Consider the following 21,262-nt stretch of genomic DNA (forward strand, 5'->3'; position numbering starts at 1 on the left):
TGTCGCTGGTCAGGGGAACCGGGGCGCGCCCACGCAAACCCAATATAATACCTCCCCATCCACCCCCGCCGTGACAGCGCCGCATCCCTGGGCTATGGGCGTGCCCCCGAAGCAAAGGAGACCCCATGGCCGCCGCACCGCAGGGAAACGCTGAAGCCATCGCCCGCATCATCGCCGCCGAGATCGGCGCCCGCCCGGCGCAGGTCACGTCCGCCGTCTCCCTCATCGACGAAGGCGCCACGGTTCCGTTCATCGCCCGCTACCGCAAGGAAGTGACGGGCGGCCTCGACGACACCCAGCTGCGCACGCTGGAAGAGCGCCTCTCCTATCTGCGCGAGCTGGAAGCCCGGCGCGCCAGCGTGCTCACCTCCATCGACGGGCAGGGCAAGCTCTCCGACGAGCTGCGCGGAAAGATCGAGGCGGCCACCACCAAGGCCGAGCTGGAGGACCTCTACCTCCCCTACAAGCCCAAGCGCCGCACCAAGGCGGAGATCGCCCGCGAGAAGGGCCTCGGGCCGCTCGCCGAGGCCATCCTCGCCGACCGCTCGGTGGCGCCGGCCGAGCGCGCGGCCGCCTTCCTCAACGAGCAGGTGGCGGACATCAAGGCGGCCCTCGACGGCGCGCGGGACATCCTGGTGGAGACCTTCGCGGAGAATGCCGACCTCGTTGGCCGCCTGCGCGGCCACATGAAGGCCTCAGCCGTGCTCAAGGCGAAGGTCGCCGAGGGCAAGGAGGAGGCGGGCGCCAAGTTCCGCGACTATTTCGACCATTCGGAGAAATGGGCCACTGCCCCGAGCCACCGCGTGCTCGCCATGCTGCGCGGCCGCAACGAGGAGATGCTGACCCTCGACCTGGTGGTGGACGAGGACGCCACCGCCCCGGTGAAGCCCGCCGAGCGCATCGTCGCCGAGGCCTATGACATTCCCCTCGCCAATGGCGCGCCGGCCGACGGCTTCCTGCTGGAGGTGGCCCGCTGGGCGTGGCGGGTGAAGCTCTCGCTCCACCTCACCGTGGAGCTGATGGGCGAGATGCGCGAACGGGCCGAGGAAGAGGCCATCCGCGTCTTCGCCCGCAACCTCAAGGATCTGCTGCTCGCGGCCCCGGCCGGCTCGCGCGCCACCATGGGCCTCGACCCCGGCATCCGCACCGGCGTGAAGGTGGCGGTGGTGGACGGCACCGGCAAGCTGCTGGGGACCAGCACCGTCTATCCCTTCCAGCCGCGCAACGACGTGCAGGGCGCCATGGCGGAGCTGGCGCACCTCATCCGCCGGCACAATGTGGAGCTGATCGCCATCGGCAACGGCACGGCGAGCCGCGAGACCGACAAGCTGGCGGCTGACCTCCTCGCCGCCCTGCCGCCGGACGCGGAAGGTAAAAAGCCCATCAAGGTGGTGGTGAGCGAGGCCGGCGCCTCGGTCTATTCCGCCTCCGCCACCGCCGCCGCCGAGATGCCGGACATCGACGTGTCCCTGCGCGGCGCCGTCTCCATCGCCCGCCGGCTGCAGGACCCGCTGGCGGAGCTGGTGAAGATCGAGCCCAAGGCCATCGGCGTCGGCCAGTACCAGCACGACGTGGATCAGGCCCGCCTCGCCAAGGCCCTCGACGCCGTGGTGGAAGACGCGGTGAACGCGGTGGGCGTCGACCTCAACACCGCTTCCGCCTCTTTGCTCGCCCGCGTGTCGGGCCTCGGCGCGTCGCTGGCTGAGGCCATCGTCGCCCACCGCAATTCGGTCGGCGCGTTCAAGACCCGCAAGGAATTGCTCAAGGTCGCCCGCCTTGGTCCGCGCACCTTCGAGCTGGCCGCCGGCTTCCTGCGCATCCCGGACGGCGCCGAGCCCCTCGACGCCTCCGCCGTGCACCCGGAAGCCTACGACCTCGCCAAGAAGATCGTCTCCGCCTGCGGGCGCGACGTGCGGGCATTGATGGGGGATACGGCCGCGCTCAAGGCGCTCGACCCGCGCGCCTTCGTGGACGAGCGCTTCGGCCTGCCCACCGTGCGCGACATCCTCACCGAGCTGGAGAAGCCCGGCCGCGACCCGCGCCCGGCGTTCAAGACGGCCTCCTTCGCCGAAGGTGTCAACACGCTCAGCGACCTCAGGCCCGGCATGGTGCTGGAGGGCACGGTGACCAACGTGGCCGCATTCGGCGCGTTCGTTGACATTGGCGTGCACCAGGACGGGCTCGTCCACGTCTCGGCGCTGGCGGACCGCTTCGTGAAGGATCCACACGAAGTCGTCAAAGCCGGCGATGTCGTCAAGGTCCGCGTGGTGGACGTGGACGCGAAGAGGAAGCGCATCGCCCTCTCCATGCGCAAGGACGATGCGGGCGGCGCGCGTCCCTCCGGCGGCACCGCCCGGCCCGACCAGCCCCGCGGCAACGACCAGCGCCGCGGCCCCACGCCGAAGGAAAAACCCAGCCAGGGCGCCTTCGGCGCAGCACTGCTCGACGCCATGCGGCGCAAGGGCCAGTGAGGCCGGGCGCCCCGGCGCCCTACCCGTGCTCCACCACCAGCCGGGCGCCGGGCGCGAGGCGGGCGAGGAGCCGCCGCAGGTCTGCGCGCCTGAGCGCCACGCACCCGGCGGTGGGGGAAAACCCCTGCCGCGCCAGATGGATGAACACCGCCGAGCCGCGCCCGCTGACCCGCGGGCGTGCGTTGTGGTCGAGGATGAGGACCAGGTCATACACCTCATCCTCCCGCCACATGCGCTCGTGGGACACCGGGCGTGGACCGCCAAGCGGGAGCCGCACGGCCCTGTTGTAGCGGCGGTCACCGACCTCGTCACACCAGCCGTCGCCGGGGCGAATCGGCGCCACCGGAAGGCGCGTCACCGGGCGCGGGCCATGGTCCGGGCGATACAGCACCTTGAGAATGCGCCAGCTTCCGGCGGGCGTGCGGCCGTCGCCCTCATGCTTGTCGAAGCCGGTTCCGGCACGGCCGATGGCCACCGGCAGCACCAGCCCCCCGGCGCGCAGCAGGCCCAGATGGACCGCGCCCGGCCGGCGGCGGACAGCGATTCGCGAGATGCCCACAGGATATCGAGCCGTCATGACGTAATCCAATACCTACAAATGCCCATCATCAGATGGAAATTTGCGCACAGCCATGGGCATGCTGTACTTGCGCGATTCGCTCGCCTGCAAGGGCGCAGGAGGAATTGATGGCCAATGCGTGGAAAATCCTGGTGGTCGAAGACGACCCGGAGCTGCGCGATGCCCTGATCGAGCAGCTCGCGCTCCAGGACGAGTTCGAGCCCGTCGGCGCGGACACGGCCGCCGGCGCCATCGAGCAGGCAAAGAACGGCAGCGTGGACCTCGTCATCATGGACGTGGGCCTGCCCGACATGGACGGGCGCGACGCGGTACGGCAGATCCGCCGCAACGGCTTCAAGGCGCCCATCCTGATGCTGACCGGGCACGACACGGACAGCGACACCATCATGGGCCTGGAAGCCGGGGCCAACGACTACATCGTCAAGCCGTTCCGCTTCGCGGTGCTGCTGGCCCGCCTGCGGGCGCAGATGCGCTCCCACGAGGCGAGCGAGGATGCGGTGTTCGCCATCGGACCCTATTCCTTCCGGCCCGGCGCCAAGCTGCTGCTCACCGAGCGCGGCTCGAAGATCCGCCTCACCGAGAAGGAAACAGCGATCCTGCGCTATCTCTACCGGGCCGGAAAGACGCCGGTCCCGCGGGAGACGCTGCTGCAGGAGGTCTGGGGTTACAATTCCGGCGTCACCACGCATACTCTGGAAACCCACATCTACCGCCTCAGGCAAAAGATCGAGCCCGACCCTTCCAACCCCACTTTGCTCGCCACCCAGGCCGGAGGCTACAAGCTCGTTCCCTGAGCCGCCGCCGGCCCCCGCAGTCCCCCCGTCTTCGTCGCAACAAGGAAACGCCGTCGGTGAGCATCGAGAAGGACATCGCGCTGCTGCGGGCGGTCGCCACCTTCGACATGCTCGCAGATGACGCGTTGCACACGCTCGCCGCCGTCGCCGCCGAGCGGACGCTCGCCGCGGGCGAGACCCTGTTCCACCAGGGTGAGGCGTCGGACGGGGCCTATGTGGTGGCCTCCGGCCGCATCCGCTTCTCGGACGAGACGAAATCGCGGGCGAAGCGTCTGCTGAAGGAGGTGGGGCCCGGCGCGCTCATCGGCGAGACCGCCCTCATGGTGGAAACGCCCCGGCCCGCCACCGCCGTCGCCTCCGAACCGACGGTGCTGAAGTTCATTGCCCGCGCCGCCTTCCTGCGCGTGCTGGAGCGCCATCCCGAGGCGGCCACGAAGCTGCGGCGCACCATCGCCAAGCGGCTCGACGACACCATCCGCGCCCTCGATTCCGTGCGCCTGAAGCTGGAGGACCAGCGCCAGCGCCGCCGTCGCTAGAGCGCGATCCGAGCAGACAGGATCATGAGCCGATGGGGTCCGCCCCCGGAGGCGCGCTCAGTCCGGCGCCTTCAGGCGATAGCCGACGCCGGTCTCGGTGCGGATGTAGCGCGGCTGCTCGGGATCGTCCCTGAGCTTCTGCCGCAGCTGGCGCACGAACACGCGCAGGTGCTGCACGTCCTGCGCATGGCCCCACACCTTCTGCATGATGAAGGCATGGGTGAGCACCTTCCCCGCATGCTGGATGAGCAGGCGCAGGATGTCGTATTCCTTGGGCGAGAGCTTCACCTCCTCCTCGCCGAGCCGCACGATCCGGCGCACGAGGTCGACGCTGAGGTCGCCGAGGCGGAACAAGGGCCGTTCTCCCTGGGTCTGCAGGCGATGGCGCAGGGCGACGCGGATGCGGGCCACCAGCTCGTTCATGCCGAAGGGCTTGGTCACATAATCGTCGGCGCCGAGGTCGAGGGCCTCCACGATCCCCGCCTCGTCGGTTCGGCTGGACAGCACCACCACCGGCGCTTCCAGCCCGCTGTCCCGCCAGCGGCGTAGCAGGTCCTGCCCGCCGAGGTCCGGCAGGCCGAGGTCGAGCAGGACGAGATCCGGCGGCTCGGCCGCCACCGCCGCCAGCGCCTCCCCACCCGTCGCCGCGCCGGTCACCCGATAGCCCTGGGTGCCGAGGCCGGTGACCAGGAGACGGCGGATGGCCGGCTCGTCGTCCACCACCAGGATGTTGAGCTGCGCGCCACTCACGCTGAAGCCTCCGCCGGGACCGGGATCGGCTCCACCGGCATCAGGATGCGGAAACATGCGCCCCGCCGCCCGCCCGGGCCTGCGTCCGCGACGATGGTGCCACCCATGGCCTCCACGAAGCCGCGGCAGATGGCGAGCCCGAGCCCGGTGCCGGGCCGCACCCGGTCGCCCTTGCTGACGCGATAGAAGGGATCGAACACGCGCTCGCGGTCCTCCACCGGAATTCCGGGGCCCTCGTCCTCGATGTCGAGGGCCACCGCCCCGCCCTGCCGCGCAGCCGCGATGCGCACCACGGAGCCCGCGGGCGCGTATTTTGCCGCGTTGTCGAGCAGGTTGAACAGCACCTGCTCGAACAGCACCGGGTCCACCTTCAGCATGGGCAGGTCCGGGGCGATGCGGATGTCCACGAGGTGGTGCTTCAGCATCGCCTCACCGCGGCGCAGCGCGGTGCCGACGATCTCGGAGACGTCGCAGAAGGCAGCATTGGGCGCCACCGCCCCGGCCTCGAGCCGCGTCATGTCCAGCAGGTTGGCGATGAAGCGGTTGAGCCGTCCGGCCTCGTCCTCGATGGTGGAGAGCAGCTCCGCCCGCGCCGGCTCGCCGAGCCCGCCGGAAAAATCCCGCAACGTGCCCGCCGCGCCCATGATGGCGGCAAGCGGCGTCTTGAGGTCGTGGGAGATGGAGGTGAGCAGCGCCGAGCGCAGCCGGTCCGCCTCCGCCGCCACGCGTGCCGCCTCGATGGCGGAGGCGAGGTTCACGCGCTCCACCGCGAGAGCCGCCTGGTCGGACAGCGCATCGAGCAGCCGCCGCTGTTCCGGGTTCAGGGGCGGCCCCTCCCCGTCCCGGTCGATGCCGATCACCCCCACGGCTCCCCGGCCCGTGCGCATGGGCAGGAACAGCCGCTTGGCGCCCGGCAGGGTATCGGCGCCGCGCCCGGCCGCGCGGTTGTTCTCGAAGGCCCAGCGGGCGGCGGCGAGATCGGCCGCGTCCAGGAAGTCCTCGGGCGGATAGCCGGCGCGCACGGCAATGCCGCCGTCCTCCTCCGGCAGCAGCAGCACCACGCGCACCTTCAGCATGGAGGCCATCTGGAACACGGTCGCCCACAGCAGGTCGTCCAGTGCCCCGACGCCGGCCAGCTTGCGGGCGAAGAGGTAGAGGTCCTCCGCCGTCTTGGCCCGGGCGCGCGCGATCAGCGCCTGCCGGCGCACGCGGGCGGTGAGGTTCGAGGCGATCACCGCCACCACCAGGAAGAAGAACAGGGCGACCACGTTCTCCGGATCGGTGATGGTGAAGGTGTAGAGCGGCGGGATGAAGAAGAAATTGAACGCCAGCATGCCGGCGAGCGAGGCGAACAGCGCCGGCCACAGGCCGAGGCGCACCGCGCTCACCAGCACCGCGGTCAGAAAGACCAGGGCGATGTTCTGGAGGGCCAGGATGCGCTGGAGCGCGAAGCCCGCGAGAGTCGCCAGCGCCACGAAGCCGAGGGAGGCGGCATAGGCCGGCACCGAGAACGCATCCCCCTCCGCCCGCCCGCGGATCGCGTCCGGCGGGCTCCCTCCGCCCTCCTCGCCGGCGATGACGTGGACGGAAATGTTCCCGGCCTTCCGCACCAGCTCGTGCACCACCGAGCCGTTGAGAATCTCGAACCAGCGGGAGCGGTCGGACTTGCCCACCACCACGTGGGTGGCGTTGGCGCCGCGCGCATAGCCGATCACGTCGTCGGCCACCCGCCCGCCGCCCGGCAGGGTCGCCGCCTCCCCGCCGAGGCGTTCGGCGAGGCGCAGGGTCTCGGCGATGCGGTTGCGCTCGCCTTCCGAGAGCCGCAGGCTGCGCGGCGTCTCCACATAGAGCGCGGTGAAGGGCGCGCGCAGCCGGTCGGCGAGGCGCTTGGCATAGCGCACCAGGCTGGCGCTGCGGGGGTCCTCGCTCACGCACACCACCACCCGCTCGCCCGCGGCCCAGGGGCCCTGGATGGCGTGGGCCCGCATGTGGGAGAGCAACTGGTCGTCCACCCGCTGCGCGGCGCGCCGCAGGGCGAGCTCGCGCAAGGCGGTGAGGTTGCCGGCGGAAAAGTAATTGTCGATGGCCCGGCGCGCCGTGTCGGGCACGTAGACCTTGCCATCCTTTAGACGCTGGATGAGGTCATCGGGGGTGAGGTCGATCAGCTCGATATCGTCGGCCTTCTCCAGCACCGCGTCCGGCACCGTCTCACGCACGCGGATGCGGGTGATCTGGGCGACCACGTCGTTGAGGCTTTCCAGGTGCTGGATGTTGAGCGTGGAATAGACGCTGATGCCCGCCGCCAGCAGCTCCTCCACGTCCATGTAGCGCTTGGCATGGCGGCTGCCTGGCGCATTGGTGTGGGCAAGCTCGTCCACCAGCACGAGGGCGGGCCGCCGTGCCAGGATCGCGTCGAGGTCCATCTCCTCCAGCGCGCGGCCGCGGTGGGCGTCATGGCGGCGGGGGATGATCTCGAAGCCTTCGGTGAGAGCCACCGTCTCCTTGCGGCCATGGGTCTCGACGAGGCCGATGACCACGTCGGTCCCGTCCGCCTTGCGGGCGCGGGCGGCGCTGAGCATCTCATAGGTCTTGCCGACGCCGGGGGCGGCCCCGAGGAAGATCTTCAGCCGGCCGCGCCGTTCGCGCTCGGCCGCCTCCAGCAGCGCCTCCGGGGAGGGCCTCGGCTTGGCGTCAAACTCATCTGGCATCTGGACACCTCGGGCAAAGGCTTATCCCTGCCGCAGCCAGCCCGCAATCCAAGGTGGGGCGTCAGCCCGCGACGAGGAAGGGTCCGGCGGCGCCCAGCAGCACCACCACCGCCAGCGGCGGCACGCGCCAGACCGTGAGCAGCAGGAAGCCGGCAAGGGCCACTGCGAAGTCCTTCGGCCCGAGCACCGCACCGGTGAACACCGGGCTGTAGAGCGCCATGCCGAGGATGCCGACCACCGCCGCGTTCGCCCCGCGCATGGCCGCCTGCGCCGCCGACCGCCGCCGCAGATCCCCCCAGAAGGGGAGCATCCCCGTCACCAGCAGGAGGCCGGGCAGGAACACCGCCACCAGGGCGATGGCCGCGCCGGCGATGCCGTTGGGGGAAGGCCCCATCACCGCCCCGAGATAGGCGGCGAAGGTGAAGAGCGGCCCCGGTACCGCCTGGGCGAGGCCGTAGCCGGCGAGGAACTGCTCCGTCGTCACCCAGCCCGGCGCCACCACCTCCGACTGGAGCAGGGGCAGCACCACATGGCCGCCGCCGAACACCAGCGCACCCGAGCGGTAGAAGGCATCGAACAGGTGGATGGCCTGCAGGTGCGTGATGCCGGCCACCACCGGTGGCACCAGCAGCAGGACCGCAAACAGGGCCAGCAGGACGGCACCCGTCCGTCGGGACAGGGGCACCGGCTCCGCATGCGGCAGGACCTGACGGGCCGTCCCCCGGACCGGGGCGGACTTGTGGTCATGGGCCTGTTCCCGCGGACGGCACAGCACCAGCCCCGCAGCGGCGCCGAAGGCGATGGCCGCCACCTGGGCGAGGGTTCCGCCGGCGAAGGCAAGGAGGGCGACGGCGGCAAGGGCGATGGCGGCGCGCGGGCCGTCGGGCGTCAGCGTCTTCACCATGCCCCACACCGCCTGCGCCACCACCGCGACCGCCACCAGCTTGAGCCCGTGCAGCACCCCCGCGAAGGTGGGGCCAGCGACCGCGGCGGTGCCGAGCGCGGCGGCAACGAGGGCGATGGCTGACGGCAAGGTGAAGCCCGCCCAGGCGGCGAGCCCCCCGAGAAGCGATCCCGACCGCAGGATGCCCAGGGCAAAGCCCAGCTGGCTGGAGGCGGGGCCGGGCAGGAATTGGCACAGGGCGACGAGATCGGCGAAGCCCTCGTCGTCGATCCACTTGCGGCGCAGCACCAGCGCGTCGCGGAAATAGCCGATATGGGCGATCGGCCCGCCGAAGGCGGTGAGGCCGAGCTTCAGGAAGGCGAGGAACACCTCCCCCACCGTGCCACGGGTCCGTGCCGCCCTGCGCCCTGCGTCCGCCTTGCCGTCCATGGTACGCCCCGCCGCCTCGTGCGGGTCTGGATGTCACCGGCGAAGGCCGCCCGTCAAGCCGCAAGAACGTGTCCCTCGACGATGCGGGCCACGGCTTGCGCTGGCGCAGCCGTGGCCCCGTGGCGGAAGAGGAACCGCAGGGCCGGGCGCGACCGGCGGCGCCGTATCGCGGCCCGGCAAGGCCCACCGGTCCGGAGGGCAGGCCTTACTCGGCGGGGGTGCCGGTCGGGACGGTGGAGATGATGCCCTCGTCGAACTCGTCCTCGAGGGAGATCGGCTCGCCGTTCAGCGCCCGGGTCAGCTGCGCCTTGTCCAGCTCGCCTTCCCAGCGGGCGACCACGATGGTGGCCACCGCATTGCCGATGAAGTTGGTGAGCGCCCGGCACTCGGACATGAAGCGGTCGATGCCGAGGATGAGGGCAAGACCCGCCACCGGAACCGACGGCACCACCGAGAGCGTCGCCGCCAGGGTGATGAAGCCGGCGCCGGTGATGCCCGCCGCGCCCTTGGACGAGAGCATGGCCACGAGCAGCAGCAGGATCTGTTCCTCGAGCGACAGGTGGATGCCGGTCGCCTGCGCGATGAAGAGCGCGGCGAGGGTCATGTAGATGTTGGTGCCATCGAGGTTGAAGGAATAGCCGGTGGGGATCACCAGGCCCACCACCGACTTGGCGCAGCCGGCCCGCTCCATCTTCAGCATGAGGCCCGGCAGGGCCGCCTCGGAGGACGAGGTGCCGAGCACCAGCAGCAGTTCCTCGCGGATGTAGCGCAGCAGCTTCCACAGGGAGAAGCCGTTGTAGCGCGCCACCAGCCCCAGGACGATGAACACGAACAGCGCGGCCGTGAGGTAGAAGGTGGCGATCAGCATGGCGAGGTTCTTCACCGAGCCGATGCCGTACTTGCCGATGGTGAAGGCCATGGCGCCGAACGCTCCGATGGGCGCCGCCTTCATCACGATGGCCACCAGGCGGAACATGGCGTGGGACGCCGAGGTGAACAGCGTCAGCACCGGCTGGCCGTAGTCGCCGATGCCGCCCAGCGCGACGCCGAACAGCACGGAGAAGAACAGCACCTGGAGGATGTCGCCGTTGGCCAGCGCGGAAACCGGGGTCGACGGAATGATGTCCATCAGGAAGGTGATGATGGAGGCATCGTGCGCCTTCGCCGCATAGGTCGCGACCGCCTTGGGGTCGAGCGTCTTGGGATCGATGCCGAGGCCCGCGCCCGGCTGCACCACATTGGCCACGATGAGACCGATGATGAGGGCGAGGGTTGAAAAGGCGAGGAAGTAGATCATGGCCTTGCCGGCCACGCGACCGACCTTGCCAAGGTCACGCATGCCGGCGATGCCGGTCACCACGGTGAGGAAGATGACCGGCGCGATCACCATCTTCACGAGCTTGATGAAGGCGTCGCCCAGCGGCTTCAGGCTGGCGCCGATATCCGGGTAGAAATGGCCGAGCAGGGAGCCGGCGATGATGGCGACGATCACCTGGAAATAGAGGTGATGGTAGAATTTGCCGGGGTACACGTGCTTTGCCGCGGCGGCGGGAAGGGCGGGGGCCATGGAGTCTCGTTCCTCCGCCGGAGCCGTGGTGCCTCTTCCGTTGGGCACTTCGGGCGCCGGATGCTTCGTTGAGGGGCCGGCGCACGCGCGCCGCTGACACCGCCCATTGCGCAAGCCGCATGCCAGTCCCGTGCGGCGCGCGCATCCTCGTTAAGTAATTGTAATCCATTGCTTCTCGTCAGCCCCTTCAATGCGGGACTCGACAGGGCGTGCGGAAGACGGCACAGTCGGCAAATGAACTGTGCGGAAATCCGCACACAGGCAGGCGGAAAGCCGGGTGGAAACGTCCTCACGCGAAGGTGCCGGGAAGGGCGGGCGAAGGCGGTTCCTCCTCGCGGCCGCGGCGGTGGCCGGCGTGCTCGCGGTCATGCTCGGGCTCGACCGCGCCGCCGATTATGCCGCCCGCCGGTGGGCGCTAGCGCAGGTGGAGGGCGGCGCGGAGACGGCCGCCGCCCTGCGCGTCGCGGTCCTGCGCAGCGAGATCGAGAAGCAGCGCTCCCTGCCCATCGCCTTGGCCCAGGACCCGGACGTGCGCCGGGCGCTGGAGACTCGCGACCCGGAGCGCCTCGTCGCCCTCAACAGGCGCTTCGAGGCGCTGGCCGCCGGGGCGCGCACCGGCGTGATCTACCTGATCGATGACGAAGGCCACACCATGGCCGCCAGCAATTTCCGCACGCCGGAGAGCTTCCTCGGCAGCGACTATGGCTTTCGCCCCTATTTCCGACTGGCTCTTTCCGAGGGGCGGGCCGAGCATTTTGCCTTCGGTACCGTCAGCCACAAGCCCGGTCTCTACCTCGCCCAGCGCGTGGAGGCGGACGGCAGGGTGCTGGGCGTGCTGGTGCTCAAGGCCGAGTTCGACCCCATCGAGGACGAATGGCGGCGCTTTTCCGAGCCCACCTTCGTCACCGATGACCGTCACATCGTGCTCATCGCCAGCGAGCCCGCCTTCCGCTTCCGCACCACGGTGGCGCTCGACCCGGTGGAGCGCAACGCCATCCGCGAGAGCCTCCAGTTCGGCGACGCCCCCCTTGACCTCATCGATCTCACCGCCGTCGCCGGCGACCCTCGGCTGAAGCGCGTGCGCCTGCCTGGGCGCAAGGCACCGGAGGAGTTCTTCGAGGCCTCCATGCCCGTGCCGACCACGGACTGGACGCTCTCGGTGCTCGCGCCCACCGCCGCCACCATCAATCTTGCCGCCACCGCCGCCCGCGCCTCCGCCGCCCTGCTCGGTGTCGTGGCGCTGGGGTCCGCCGGCCTGTGGCGCTCCCGCCGCCGCCGCCGGGTGCTGGCGGAGGCCCGCTCAGCCGAAGCGCGGCGGGAGCTGGAGGAACGGGTCGCCGCCCGCACCGCCGAGCTGAGCGAGGCCAACGCCCAGCTGCGCACCGAGATGGAGGAGCGCCGCCGCGCCCGCCTCGCCATCGACGCCTTGCAGGACGAGCTGGTGCAGGCCTCCAAGCTTGCCCTCCTCGGCCAGATCGCCGCCGGTGTCGCCCATGAGGTGAACCAGCCGGTGGCCGCCATCCGCACCTTCGCCGAAAACTCCCGGGCCTTCCTCGACCGGGGCGACACCACGTCGGCGACGCAGAATCTCGAGACCATCGCGGCGCTCACCGAGCGTATCGGCGCCATCACCGGCGAGCTGCGGGCCTTCGCCCGCAAGTCCGCTCCGCAGCTGGAGCCCGTGCCGCTGGGCACCGCCATCGACGGGGCCTTGCTGCTGCTGCGCTACCGCCTGCTGCAAACCTCCATCGCCCTCACCGTCGCCCTCGACGCCCCCGGGGCGCGGGTGATGGCGGATCGCGTGCGGCTGGAGCAGGTGTTCGTCAACCTCATCCAGAACGCCGCCGAGGCCCTCGGCACGCGGGCCGACGGGGAAATCCGCATCGCCTCGCAGACCGGAACCGACAAGGTGGTCGTCACCGTCTGCGACAACGGCCCCGGGCTTTCCGAGGAGGTGCTGGGGGCGCTGTTCCTGCCCTTCACCACCACCAAGCCGCAGGGCCTCGGGCTCGGCCTCGTCATCTCCAAGGACATCATCGTCGAGTGCGGCGGCACCGTCGCCGTGGAGAATCGCGGCGGCGCCCACTTCACCATCACCTTGCCGCGGGCGCGCGAGCCCGCGGCAGGAGCAGAAGAAGAACACCCATGACAGGCCTCACCGGGGTGGATGTCGCCTTCATCGACGACGACGACGTGTTGCGCGCCGCCAACGTGCAGGCGCTGATGCTCGCCGGCCTCAACGTCACCGCCTATGCCTCGGCGGTAGACGCGCTGGAGGAGATCGATGCCACCTTCCCCGGCGTGGTGGTGAGCGACGTGCGCATGCCGCGCATCGACGGGCTGGAACTGTTTCGCCGCCTGAAGCGCCTCGATCCGGACCTGCCGGTCATCCTTGTCACCGGCCACGGGGACATCACCATGGCGGTGGATGCCATGCGCGAGGGGGCCTACGATTTCCTCGCCAAGCCCTATCCCTCCGAACGGCTCATCACCGGCGTGCGGCATGCCCTCGATCGGCGCCGCCTGGTGCTGGAGAACCGGGAGCTGAAGCGGTCCGTGGAGGCTGCGAGCGAGGACCTGCCCCTCCTCGGCTCCACCCCGGTGATGGAGCGCATGCGGCAGATGCTGCGGCAGATTGCCGATGCCGACGTGGATGTGCTGGTGGAGGGGGAGACCGGTTCCGGCAAGGAGGTGGTGGCCCACGCGCTCCACCGCTGGAGCCGTCGCGCCAGCCGGCCGATGGTGGTGGTCAATTGCGGCGCGCTGCCGGAAACGGTGATCGAGAGCGAATTGTTCGGCTACGAGGCGGGCGCCTTCACCGGCGCGCTCAAGAAGCGCGTCGGCCGCATCGAGCACGCCCATGGCGGCACGCTCTTCCTCGACGAGATCGAGGCCATGTCGCCGGCCCTGCAGGTGAAGCTGCTGCGGGTGCTGGAGGCCCGCGAGGTGGCGCCGCTGGGCACCAACGAGACCCGGCGGGTAGACATCCGCGTGGTCGCCGCCTCCAAGGTGGACCTGCCGGCCCTGGTGCGGCAGGGCGCCTTCCGGGAGGATCTCTACTACCGCCTGCACGTGGCCGCGGTGCGCATCCCGCCCCTTCGGGAGCGGCGGGGGGACGTGCCGTTGCTATTCGGCCATTTCCTGGCGCGGGCGGCGGAGCGCTTCAACCGGCCGCAGCCGGAGCTCGACGCCCACGTCCGCCGCCACCTCGCCGAGCACGACTGGCCGGGCAACGTGCGCGAGCTGGTCCATTATGCCGAGCGCGTGGCCCTCGGCCTCGCCGAGGCGGCGCCCCCCATGCCGGCCGAGCCTCAGGAGGACGGCACGCTGCCGGAGCGGGTCGACCGCTTCGAGGCAAACGAGATCCGCGCCGCGCTGGAGGCGAACCAGGGCGACGTGCAGGCCACCGTCGCCACCCTCGGCATCCCGCGCAAGACCTTCTACGACAAGCTCCGGCGCCACGGCATCGACCAGGCCGCCTACCGGCTGGGGAAGCTCCGGGGATAGGTTCTGGAGCCGGCTATTCCACAGCCATGTCCCCCGCGGCGCCGAAAATCGCGGCCCCCTGGTCCGCCGGCCCGACGGCGGCGCGGAAGGCGGCGAAAAGATCCCGGCCGACGCCGGTGTGATGGGCGGAGAGGTCCGCCCTGGCGGCGGGGCGGGCGGCCCATTCGCCGGGGGGCACCAGCACCTCCAGCCGGCCTGACACCGCATCGACACGCATCACGTCCCCATCGCGGATCCGCGCGATGGCGCCGCCCTCCGCCGCCTCGGGGGTCACATGGATGGCGGACGGCACCTTGCCCGAGGCGCCGGAGAGCCGGCCATCGGTGACGAGGGCCACCTTCTGGCCCCGGTCCTGCAGCACCCCCAAAGGCGGCATCAGCTTGTGCAGCTCCGGCATGCCGTTGGCCTTCGGCCCCTGGAAGCGCACCACCGCCACGAAGTCGCCCGCCAGCTCCCCGGCCTTGAACGCCGCCTGCAAATCCTCCTGGGCGTGGAACACCCGGGCCGGCGCCTCGATCACGTGCCGCTCGGGCGCGACCGCCGAGGTCTTGATGACCGCGCGGCCCATGTTGCCGTCCAGCACCTTCAGCCCGCCGGTCGCCTGGAACGGCGTGCCGGCGCCCCGCAGCACCGCTTCGTCGCCACTGGTCGCGGGGCCTTCGCGCCAGCCGAGGCTGCCATCCTCGCCCAGCATCGGCTCGCGGGTATAGGCCGCGAGCCCCCGGCCGAGGACGGTCTCCACGTCCTCATGCAGAAGGCCCGCACTCAACAGCTCGCGGATGACGAAGGCCATGCCTCCCGCCGCGTGGAAATGGTTCACGTCCGCGGTGCCGTTGGGATAGACGCGGGCGAGCAGCGGCGTCACCTCGGCCAGCTCCGAGAAGTCGTCCCAGGTGAGGGAAATGCCGCCCGCCGCCGCCATGGCGACGAGATGGAGCGTGTGGTTGGTGGAGCCACCGGTGGCGTGGAGCCCGACGATGGCGTTCACGAAGGCCTTCTCGTCCAGCATGCGGCCGGCCGGGATGGGGTCGTTGCCCAGCGCGGTGATGGCGAGCGCCCGTTCCACCGCCGCCCTGGTCAGCGCGTCGCGCAGCGGCGTGTCGGGGGTGACGAAGGAGGCGCCGGGCAGATGCAGGCCCATGATCTCCATGAGCATCTGGTTGGTGTTGGCGGTGCCGTAGAAGGTGCAGGTCCCCGGTCCGTGATAGGACTTCGCCTCCGCTTCCAGCAAGGCGTCGCGGCCGACCTTGCCCTCGGCGAACAGTTGGCGGACCTTGGACTTCTCCGTGTTGGAGAGGCCGCTGGTCATGGGCCCGGAGGGGATGAACACCGCCGGCAGATGGCCGAACGACAAGGCGCCGATGACCAGCCCCGGCACGATCTTGTCGCAGATGCCGAGAAAGACGGCGGCATCGAAGGTCTGGTGGGACAAGGCGATAGCGGTGGAAAGCGCGATCACGTCGCGGGAGAAGAGGGAGAGCTCCATGCCCGCCTCACCCTGCGTGATGCCATCGCACATGGCTGGGACGCCGCCGGCCACCAGCGCCACCCCTCCGGCCGCACGCGCAGCCTCCCGGATCAGCTGAGGATAGCGCTCGTAGGGCTGGTGGGCGGAGAGCATGTCGTTATAGGCGGTGACGATGCCGATGGAGGCGCCCTGTCCGGCGCGCAGCATGGCCTTGTCGGCAGGGCCGCAAGCGGCGAATCCATGCGCCTGGTTGGCACAGCCGAGCGCCTGTCGGTGGGGCCGGTGCGCCCCGGCCTCGGCGATGCGGTCGAGATAGCGCGCCCGGCCCGCGCGGCTACGCGCCGCGATCCGATGCGTCACCTCGCCGACGCGGGCGTTGAGAGTGGGCTGGGCCATGGCGAACTCCTGCTGGCTTCGGGCGTGCGGAGCTGGATCCTGCCGCGCCGGGCGCGCGGGACAAGTCCCGTTCCGGAGAAAGTCGCATGCCGATACGGGAAGAATGGGGCGCGCGACCCGCGCACGCCCCTGTTCGCGCCTCACGGGCGGGGCGGGATCTCAAGGCCGCGCTGGACCGCGGGGCGGTCAAGGCCCCGCTCCAGCCACCGCGGGACGTGCGTGAGGCTCGCATAGTCGACGAGCTCGCCCGCCCCATAGAAGCCGATCAGGTTGCGCACCCAGCCGAGCAGCGAGATATCGGCGATGGTGTAATCGGCGCCCATGATCCACGGACGATTGGCCAGCCGGCCTTCCAGCACCCCGAGCAGGCGCCGGGTCTCGGCGCGGTAGCGCTCCAGCGGGCGCTTGTCCTCGATCTCGCGGCCGGCGAACTTGTGGAAGTAGCCCAGCTGGCCGAACATGGGCCCCACCGATGCCATCTGGAAGAACAGCCACTGCAGCGTCTCGTAGCGCGCGGCAGGGTCCTGCGGCAGGAGCTGGCCGCTCTTCTCCGCGAGGTAGACGAGGATCGCCCCCGATTCGAACAGGCCGAGCGGCGTCCCGTCCGGACCGTCGGGGTCGATGATCGCCGGAATCTTGCCGTTGGGATTGAGGGAGAGGAACTCCGGCGTCCAGGTCTCGTTCTGGCCGATGTTGATGGTATGCGCCTCATAGGGCAGGCCGATCTCCTCCAGCATGATGGAGACCTTCACGCCATTCGGCGTCGGCAGCGAATAAAGCTGCAGCCGGTCCGGATGCTGGGCCGGCCAGCGCGTCGTGATGGGGAAGGCGGACAGGGTGGTCATCGGCGCTCCTTAGGCGATCCGCCGCGCGAGGGACGGCAAGGCGAAGCCACGCGGGGCGCTGCGGCTGCGGCTGACACGTTGGGGAGGACGCTCGCGCGGGCGGAGGTGGGGACGATGCCGAGCACATAAGCCCTCGCCGCTCCCACCGAAAGAACGCAGCCATCAAAAAGCCGCGCGGCGGACGGCCCGCTAAGGGAAGATCTCGCCCAGCACGTCCGCCGGGCGGCACAGGCGCACGCCCCTGCCGGTGAAGACGAAGGGCCGGTTGATGAGGACCGGGTGCGCAGCCATGGCGTCGAGCAGCGCATCGTCGCTCACGCCGGGGGCGCCGAGGCCCAGTTCCTCGAAGGGGCCGCCCTTGTCGCGCATGGCGCCGCGCACCGTAAGCCCGGCGGCCTTGACCGCCCTGGCGATGTCGGCGCGACCCGGCGGCGTCTTGAGATAAAGCACCACCTCGGGCTCGATCCCCTTGGCGCGGATCGCGGCCAGCACGTTGCGCGAGGTGCCGCACGCGGGATTGTGCCAGATGGTGACTTTCTGCGAGCGGCTCAAGGACCTTCCCTTCCCGGTGCAGCGCAGGATGCGGGACGCGACCCGCTCCGTGCAAGCGCCGGATACCCTCGACAGGCGGCACGGGATAAATTATCTATAATTCCATGCGGCAGGAGCCAGAAGAAACCATCGCCTCCCGGATCACCCGCGCCCTCGCGGACCGGATCATCGCCGGCACCCTCGCAGCGGGGGAAAAGCTGCGGCAGGACCATATCGCCGAGGAGTTCGGCGCCAGCCACGTGCCGGTCCGCGAAGCCTTCCGCCGGCTGGAGGCGCGAGGGCTCGCGGTGAGCGAGCCGCGGCGGGGCGTGCGGGTGGCGGCCTTCGACCGGGCGGACATCCGCGAAGTGGTGGAGATGCGCGCGGCGCTGGAGGCCCTGGCCCTGCGCCACGCCATCGCCAACCTCACGCCAGCCCTGCTGTCCGAGGCCGACGCTGCCGCCGATGCCACCGACCGCTGCACCGACATCAAGGCCTGGGACGAGGCCAACCGGCATTTCCACCGGCTTCTGCTGGCCCCCTGCGCCATGCCGCGGCTGCTCGCCACAATCGACGATCTGCAGGCCGCAAGCGCGCGCTATCTCTTCGCCACCTCGGCCGCGAACTTCGTGCCGCGCGTGGACCGCGAGCACCGCGCCATTCTCGCGGCCCTCCGCAAGGGGGACACCGAGACGGCGGTGGCCACTCTCGCCCGGCACGTGAAGCGCATCGGCTAAGCCCCGGCGCCAGGAACAGACGCTTCAGGCGGCCCAGGCCGGTCCGCCGCTGCGCCGGGAATGAGGATGGCCGCGTGGCGCAGGGCCCATGACGCCCGACACCCCAACGCCCTCCGGCCCCTTCGACCATCGGACGACCGCCCGCAGGCCATTGCCCCTTGCCGTTTGCGGCGAGGTATGGAATTTTTTGGAGATATCATATGTAAATTATCTATAATTTGGAGAGCCCATGCTGGCGGACACGCATTCCCTTCCCCCGACCGCCGCTTCCGCGGGGGATCGTGCGGGCTGGACCCGCGCCGAGGCCGAGGCGCTCTATGCGCTGCCCTTCAACGACCTCCTGTTCGAGGCGCACCGCGTCCACCGCGCGCATTTCGATCCCAACGAAGTGCAGCTGGCCCGCCTGCTCAGCGTGAAGACCGGCGGCTGCCCGGAGGATTGCGGCTATTGCTCCCAGAGCGCCCATTACGACACCGGGGTGAAAGCGACCCGCCTCATGGGCGACAACGAGGTGCTGGCTGCCGCTGCCGAGGCAAAGGCCTCCGGCGCCACCCGCTTCTGCATGGCCGCCGCCTGGCGCGCGCCCAAGGAGCGCGACCTGGACCACGTCTGCGAGATGATCTCCGCGGTGAAGGCCATGGGGCTCGAGACCTGCGCCACCCTCGGCATGCTCGATGCCCGGCAGGCGGAGCGCCTCGGCGCCGCCGGCCTCGATTACTACAACCACAATGTGGACACCTCGCCCGACTTCTACGGCGAGATCATCACCACCCGCACCCTCCAGGACCGGCTCGACACCCTCGGCCACGCCCGTGGTGCCGGCCTCAAGCTGTGCTGCGGCGGCATCGTCGGCATGGGCGAGACCATCGCCGACCGGCTCGACATGCTGGTGCTGCTGGCAAACCTCGCCCCGCCGCCGGAGAGCGTGCCGCTCAACCTCTGGAACGAGGTGGAAGGCGTGCCGGTGGCGCAGACCGCCCAGGCGGTGGAGCCCATCGCATTCGCGCGCCTCGTGGCGGTCGCCCGCATCCTCATGCCCAGGAGCGTGGTGCGCCTGTCCGCCGGCCGCTCGCACATGAGCGACGAGCTCCAGGCCCTGTGCTTCTTCGCGGGCGCCAATTCCCTCTTCGTCGGCGACACTCTGCTCACCACTGCCAATCCGGCCGAGGACAAGGATGCCCGCCTGCTCGCGCGCCTCGGCCTCACCGCCGCACCGGGCGGAACGGTCCATGACCACGGCTGAGACGCCCCTCGGCGGACCCGGGACGCATCAGGCTGCCCTCGCCGCGTTGGAGCGACGGGGGCGGCTGCGGGCGCTCGCACCCCGGGCGGGGCTCGACTTCGCTTCCAACGACTATCTGGGCCTCGCCGAATCCGAGGACCTGCGGGCCGCCGCCGTCGCCGCCCTCATGCGCGGCGTGCCGGCGGGGGCAGGCGGCTCGCGCCTGCTGCGCGGCAACCACCCCGAGCACGCGGCGCTGGAACAGGAGGCGGCCACCTTCTTCGGCGCCCAAAGCGCCCTGTTCCTCGCCGGAGGCTTTTCCGCCAATGCCGCCCTCGTGGCGACCCTGCCCCGGCGCGGCGACCTCGTGGTGCACGACGCCCTCATCCACGCCAGCGTGCACGAGGGCCTCGCGGCGACCCATGCGGAGGCCGTCACCACACCCCACAACGATGCCGGCGCGGTTGAGGATGCCATCCGTCGCTGGCGCGTCGCGGGCGGGCGCGGGCAGCCGTGGATCGTGGTCGAGACGCTCTATTCCATGGACGGCGACTTCGCCCCCCTCGACGACCTCGCCCGCATCGCCGAGGCCCATGACGCCATGCTGCTGCTGGACGAAGCCCACGCCACCGGCGTCTATGGCCCCGGCGGGCGCGGCCTTGGCGCCACCCTCGAAGGCCGCGCCAATGTGGTGACGCTCCACACCTGCGGCAAGGCGCTGGGGGCCATGGGCGCCCTCGTCTGCCTGCCGGCCGGGCTGAGGGACTATATGGTCAACCGCGCCCGCGCCTTCATTTATGCGACGGCTCCCTCCCCGCTGCTGGCGGCCATCGTGCGGGCCGCCCTCTGCCTCGCCGCCGCCGCGGACGACCGGCGCGCGCTGCTGCACGCCCGCACCACGCAGGTGCGCGAGGGCCTCGCCCGCCTCGGCCTGCCCTCCACGCCCTCGCAGATCCAGACAGTGCTCCTCGGCGCCGACCGCAGGGCGACCACAGTCGCCTCGGCGCTCCAGCACGGGGGCTTCGACGTGCGCGCCATCCGCCCGCCCACCGTGCCCGAGGGCACGGCGCGCCTGCGCCTCGCCCTCACCCTCAATGTCTCGGATGCGGACACGCGGGACCTGCTCGCGGCGCTGCCGCGCGTGATGGCGGAGGCCGGAGTGGCATGAGCGGCTTCATCGTGACCGGCACCGACACGGACATCGGCAAGACGGTGTTCTGCGCCGCCCTCGCCGGCGCGCTGGACGCGGCCTACTTCAAGCCGGTGCAGGCCGGCCTCGGCGGCGAGACCGACTCGCAAACCGTGCTGCGCCTCTCCGGCCTGCCGGCGCACCGGATCCTGCCGGAGGCCTATCGCCTGGCCCTGCCCGCCTCGCCCCACTGCGCCGCGGCGGCCGAAGGCCTGCGCCTCGATCCCTCCGCCCTCGCCTTGCCCGCGACGCCGCGGCCGCTGGTGGTGGAAGGCGCGGGCGGGCCGCTGGTGCCGCTCGACCGGCGCACCGTGTTCGCGGACGTGTTCGCCCGCTGGGGCCTGCCGGTGATCCTGTGCGCGCGCACATCACTCGGCACCATCAACCATTCGCTGCTCGCCATCGAGGCGCTGCGGCGCCGGGGCCTGTCCATCCATGGCATCGCCTTCATCGGCGAAGCGGCCGAGGACAGCGAGGCGATCATCGCCGAGATGGGCGGTGTCCCCCGCCTCGGCCGCCTCCCGCACCTGCCCGAGCTGACGCCGCAGACGCTGCGCGCCGCCTTCGCCGCCGCTTTCACCCTCGCCGATTTCACGCCCGGGAGCCTTCGGCCATGAGTTTCGCCCGC

The 21,262-nt window shown here is 70.8% G+C and carries 17 protein-coding genes; 9 read left to right on the plus strand and 8 right to left on the minus strand.

Annotated elements, in window-relative coordinates; translation table 11 throughout:
• Window positions 1-125: 125 nt before the first annotated feature.
• Complete coding sequence (locus tag V5F59_RS21910) at window positions 126-2,471, plus strand: Tex family protein (RefSeq protein ID WP_393980803.1); 2,346 nt, start codon at window positions 126-128, stop codon at window positions 2,469-2,471.
• A gap of 19 nt (window positions 2,472-2,490) precedes the next feature.
• Here the strand turns inward: V5F59_RS21910 and V5F59_RS21915 are convergent, their stop codons facing one another.
• Window positions 2,491-3,048, minus strand: coding sequence for a L,D-transpeptidase family protein (locus tag V5F59_RS21915; protein WP_393980801.1), 558 nt, complete (start codon window positions 3,046-3,048; stop codon window positions 2,491-2,493).
• 110 nt (window positions 3,049-3,158) lie between these two features.
• Between V5F59_RS21915 and V5F59_RS21920 the strand changes: the two genes are divergently transcribed.
• Both V5F59_RS21920 and V5F59_RS21925 read left to right on the plus strand, forming a co-directional pair.
• The gene (locus tag V5F59_RS21920) at window positions 3,159-3,845 is read left to right on the plus strand and encodes a response regulator transcription factor (RefSeq protein WP_393980799.1); all 687 of its coding nucleotides are present in this window, start codon (window positions 3,159-3,161) and stop codon (window positions 3,843-3,845) included.
• A gap of 56 nt (window positions 3,846-3,901) precedes the next feature.
• A complete protein-coding gene (locus V5F59_RS21925) occupies window positions 3,902-4,381 on the plus strand; it encodes a cyclic nucleotide-binding domain-containing protein (protein WP_393980797.1) in 480 nt (159 codons plus the stop codon).
• A 57-nt stretch (window positions 4,382-4,438) separates the two neighbouring features.
• On the opposite strand, the gene V5F59_RS21930 is transcribed toward V5F59_RS21925, so the two are convergent.
• From V5F59_RS21930 to V5F59_RS21945, 4 genes are all read right to left on the minus strand, one after another.
• A complete protein-coding gene (locus tag V5F59_RS21930; protein WP_393980795.1) occupies window positions 4,439-5,131 on the minus strand; it encodes a response regulator in 693 nt (230 codons plus the stop codon).
• On the minus strand, window positions 5,128-7,839 hold the full coding sequence (locus tag V5F59_RS21935) for a DUF4118 domain-containing protein (protein ID WP_393980793.1): 2,712 nt from the start codon (window positions 7,837-7,839) through the stop codon (window positions 5,128-5,130). Before V5F59_RS21935 ends, V5F59_RS21930 begins: the two co-directional genes overlap by 4 nt.
• A 61-nt stretch (window positions 7,840-7,900) precedes the next feature.
• Window positions 7,901-9,172, minus strand: a complete 1,272-nt coding sequence (gene chrA / locus V5F59_RS21940) for a chromate efflux transporter (protein ID WP_393980791.1) — start codon at window positions 9,170-9,172, stop codon at window positions 7,901-7,903.
• Window positions 9,173-9,377: 205 nt separating this feature from the next.
• Complete coding sequence (locus tag V5F59_RS21945; RefSeq protein WP_393980789.1) at window positions 9,378-10,739, minus strand: dicarboxylate/amino acid:cation symporter; 1,362 nt, start codon at window positions 10,737-10,739, stop codon at window positions 9,378-9,380.
• Between the two features lie 355 nt (window positions 10,740-11,094).
• On the opposite strand from V5F59_RS21945, the gene V5F59_RS21950 reads away from it, so the two are divergent.
• Window positions 11,095-12,888 (plus strand): sensor histidine kinase, encoded by a 1,794-nt coding sequence (locus V5F59_RS21950; RefSeq protein ID WP_393980787.1) that lies wholly within the window; start codon window positions 11,095-11,097, stop codon window positions 12,886-12,888.
• Complete coding sequence (locus tag V5F59_RS21955; RefSeq protein ID WP_393980785.1) at window positions 12,885-14,246, plus strand: sigma-54-dependent transcriptional regulator; 1,362 nt, start codon at window positions 12,885-12,887, stop codon at window positions 14,244-14,246. Before V5F59_RS21950 ends, V5F59_RS21955 begins: the two co-directional genes overlap by 4 nt.
• A gap of 13 nt (window positions 14,247-14,259) precedes the next feature.
• Here V5F59_RS21955 and edd read toward each other — a convergent pair whose 3' ends face one another.
• The 3 genes from edd to arsC all read right to left on the minus strand — a co-directional run bounded on the left by edd (window position 14,260) and on the right by arsC (window position 17,507).
• Window positions 14,260-16,110, minus strand: coding sequence for a phosphogluconate dehydratase (gene edd, locus V5F59_RS21960; RefSeq protein WP_393980783.1), 1,851 nt, complete (start codon window positions 16,108-16,110; stop codon window positions 14,260-14,262).
• Between the two features lie 140 nt (window positions 16,111-16,250).
• The gene (locus tag V5F59_RS21965) at window positions 16,251-16,955 is read right to left on the minus strand and encodes a glutathione S-transferase N-terminal domain-containing protein (protein WP_393980781.1); all 705 of its coding nucleotides are present in this window, start codon (window positions 16,953-16,955) and stop codon (window positions 16,251-16,253) included.
• A 189-nt stretch (window positions 16,956-17,144) separates the two neighbouring features.
• Window positions 17,145-17,507, minus strand: coding sequence for an arsenate reductase (glutaredoxin) (arsC, locus tag V5F59_RS21970; RefSeq protein ID WP_393980779.1), 363 nt, complete (start codon window positions 17,505-17,507; stop codon window positions 17,145-17,147).
• 104 nt (window positions 17,508-17,611) lie between these two features.
• Here arsC and V5F59_RS21975 point away from each other — a divergent pair, with 104 nt between their 5' ends.
• The 4 genes from V5F59_RS21975 (at window position 17,612) to bioD (ending at window position 21,251) form a co-directional block, all read left to right on the plus strand.
• Window positions 17,612-18,223, plus strand: a complete 612-nt coding sequence (locus V5F59_RS21975; protein WP_393980777.1) for a GntR family transcriptional regulator — start codon at window positions 17,612-17,614, stop codon at window positions 18,221-18,223.
• 229 nt (window positions 18,224-18,452) lie between these two features.
• Window positions 18,453-19,466 carry a biotin synthase BioB gene (gene bioB, locus V5F59_RS21980; RefSeq protein ID WP_393980775.1) on the plus strand — a complete coding sequence of 338 codons (1,014 nt, stop codon included), beginning with the start codon at window positions 18,453-18,455 and terminating at the stop codon, window positions 19,464-19,466.
• A complete protein-coding gene (locus V5F59_RS21985) occupies window positions 19,453-20,613 on the plus strand; it encodes an 8-amino-7-oxononanoate synthase (RefSeq protein ID WP_393980773.1) in 1,161 nt (386 codons plus the stop codon). Before bioB ends, V5F59_RS21985 begins: the two co-directional genes overlap by 14 nt.
• The gene (bioD, locus tag V5F59_RS21990) at window positions 20,610-21,251 is read left to right on the plus strand and encodes a dethiobiotin synthase (RefSeq protein WP_393980771.1); all 642 of its coding nucleotides are present in this window, start codon (window positions 20,610-20,612) and stop codon (window positions 21,249-21,251) included. Before V5F59_RS21985 ends, bioD begins: the two co-directional genes overlap by 4 nt.
• Window positions 21,252-21,262 lie beyond the last annotated feature (11 nt).

Origin of the sequence: Xanthobacter nonsaccharivorans (assembly GCF_043194755.2) — a bacterium.
Lineage (GTDB): Bacteria > Pseudomonadota > Alphaproteobacteria > Rhizobiales > Xanthobacteraceae > Xanthobacter > Xanthobacter autotrophicus_G.